The sequence below is a fragment of the Undibacterium sp. SXout20W genome (assembly GCF_049340285.1).
Taxonomy (GTDB): Bacteria; Pseudomonadota; Gammaproteobacteria; order Burkholderiales; family Burkholderiaceae_D; genus Undibacterium.
The window spans coordinates 1-2,219 of the sequence record NZ_JBMPPH010000093.1 but is presented as its reverse complement, the minus strand read 5'-3'; the positions used below and the strand labels follow the sequence as shown (position 1 = coordinate 2,219).

General features: G+C 43.4%; 2 protein-coding genes and 3 pseudogenes. 1 reads left to right on the top strand and 4 read right to left on the bottom strand.

What is annotated here, in order from left to right; all coding sequences use genetic code 11:
* Positions 1-118 (top strand): annotated as a pseudogene (locus ACO0K1_RS20045) (IS30 family transposase); the annotation flags it as partial.
* A gap of 12 nt (positions 119-130) precedes the next feature.
* Here the strand turns inward: ACO0K1_RS20045 and ACO0K1_RS20040 are convergent.
* From ACO0K1_RS20040 to ACO0K1_RS20025, 4 genes and pseudogenes are all read right to left on the bottom strand, one after another.
* Positions 131-419, bottom strand: a pseudogene (locus tag ACO0K1_RS20040) (DoxX-like family protein); the annotation flags it as partial.
* A gap of 62 nt (positions 420-481) precedes the next feature.
* Positions 482-952 (bottom strand): DUF2269 family protein, encoded by a 471-nt coding sequence (locus ACO0K1_RS20035; RefSeq protein ID WP_423028949.1) that lies wholly within the window; start codon positions 950-952, stop codon positions 482-484.
* On the bottom strand, positions 949-2,049 hold the full coding sequence (locus tag ACO0K1_RS20030; protein WP_423028947.1) for a saccharopine dehydrogenase family protein: 1,101 nt from the start codon (positions 2,047-2,049) through the stop codon (positions 949-951). Before ACO0K1_RS20030 ends, ACO0K1_RS20035 begins: the two co-directional genes overlap by 4 nt.
* Before the next feature lie 52 nt (positions 2,050-2,101).
* A pseudogene (locus ACO0K1_RS20025) lies at positions 2,102-2,219 on the bottom strand (IS30 family transposase); the annotation flags it as partial.

Sequence of the window (2,219 nt, the reverse complement as noted above, 5' to 3'; positions counted from 1 at the left end):
TACACAACAGGAGATTGATCACGCCATGAATAGACTGAATAATCGACCAAGAAAAAGGTTAGGATACCTTACACCCAATCAGGTATTCTTCAAAAATACGCTTGCACTTCAAAATTGAACTCGCGTTCTTAATTAATGGTGAAAACGGGTGGATAAAGAATTCAGGCAGTCCGATCATTATGACGATTGAATAAAATAACACGATTGCTATTTGAATTCGCCATAAAACTTTCGATGCGAAAAAAAAGTGTCGCAATGCCCATCACGACGTCGACGAGACAAGATAGCGAGAGCCAAGTATAAGTCGCCGTGATGAGTCCAATTCTTCGTAATAATTCTAAAGATTCATCTTGCGGAAAAACGAACCAGGATACACATGCAGTCCAGATCCAAAGAAATGCAACGCCAATCCGATTCATCCAATATAGTCGAATCATGATTATTTGCAGATCCTGGGCCTTTAAAGGTAAATTTTCGATTTTCATCCTATTGGCTTCGATACCATTAACCAAAATACGGTCACCAAGGAAAGAAATGCCGGGACGCCCAGCCAAAGCCAGGTTCGCGCATATCGCCAATAGTTATCAGGCAGGTGTGAATTTTCAATCATGGCAGTTCGAGAGAGCGTCCGCATCTCAATTTGAAGTCGAAGCACAGGAAGCCAGCAGCATCCAGCTACTAAATAAAGGCTCGTTGCAAGCATGATCCAAGGTGTGTTTAGCGGATAACCAGCCAGAAATATCATGGCAAATCCCGTCAATGGCTGAATAATCACTGCAGGCGTTGTAAATATCCAGTCAGCCCAGACAGTAAGTTCATTGACGCCAGAGATAAGGTTTAGGTTTCGACTGCGATCTGCCGACCATTTAAAAAATGCAATGCCGATTCCTGTACCAAACAAAATAGTTGAACTTAAAATATGAAGCCATTTGAGTACGATATAAATAGTCACGGCACAAGTTCCCTGACATCAAATCCATCCAAAGACGCCAAATATTCCTCTACGCTTAACAGACCTACACATGGCATTGCTCCAGATGGAAGTTTTATATTTCGCGCTAATTTCTGCACCAAAGCAATGGATGCACCACAGGGAATATAAGGACCATGATTCTGTGCTACTAATAAGTACCATGTCATTTTCAACGCTTGCGCATTTTGATCAAGTCCTTCAAGACATACAAACATCCCACCTTTATCACTCACAAACCCCTCCATCCATTGACTAATCTTTGCCAGAGGTTTAACGAACAAAGTCAAACTGGATAACATCTTTATCCTTACTAACTGAGAAAGTGTCCAAACAACCAGATGTCCCAAATTGCTTGCAAAACCTGCGTGGAAGGTCACGGTTTCCACACCACTGTATCGGCCAGGAAAAAGAACCAGGTCTGGAACATCACAACTGCCGAGTAGTCGGTTTCCCACTGCAGATGGGAAGTGATGCCTTTGCATATCCAACCAACCGTAAGTCGTTACATATTGACCAGCCTCTAATCGTAAGAATGGCTTTCCACAATAGCTAAATATGCCGCTCATTGTTGCCAACCCCGGTGCGCGAGCACCTGATGCGATTCCATGTCGTATCGATTTTATTACGCTAAATTTACCGACATAGCGATCAACAACCGCAGATGAGAGTGCAGGTAAGGAGCTGGCTCCGCTAGTAACGAGAATGCCCCTTTCGCGAGCTTCGGCGTCAAGCTGGGAAATGCCTGCAACAAAGTCGCGGCCATCAGCAAGATCGATATAATTAGCACCTGCGGCTATGCAAGACTTAGCCACATCATAATTTTGACCTTGAAATGGTCCAGCCGTATGGATCACTGTGTCAATCCGAAGCTCTTCCAAAGTGTCCGCCAGTTTTTTATTTTGCGCATCAATTCTAATACCTTGCTCCTGCCTCAGGTGCAATTCCAACGCGAGTTTTTTCGCCTTTAGACCGTCGCGACCAGAGATGAACAAGTAAATTTGAGAATCCACCGCTAACGCCTTACATATGCGACTCCCAAAAAATCCATACCCGCCAAGTACAAGAACTCTATGCATATTTTCTAATTTTCATTAAACATAAAAGAGACATTATTTATCTGAGGCGGATTCAATTTCGAAGTGCAACCACATGTTGATGCGATTGTAACTGCTTCATAAATACTTGGTGCGGCGTTTTGAAGCCGAGACATTTTCTGGGACGATGATTTAAGCTGTTCATCGCCCAT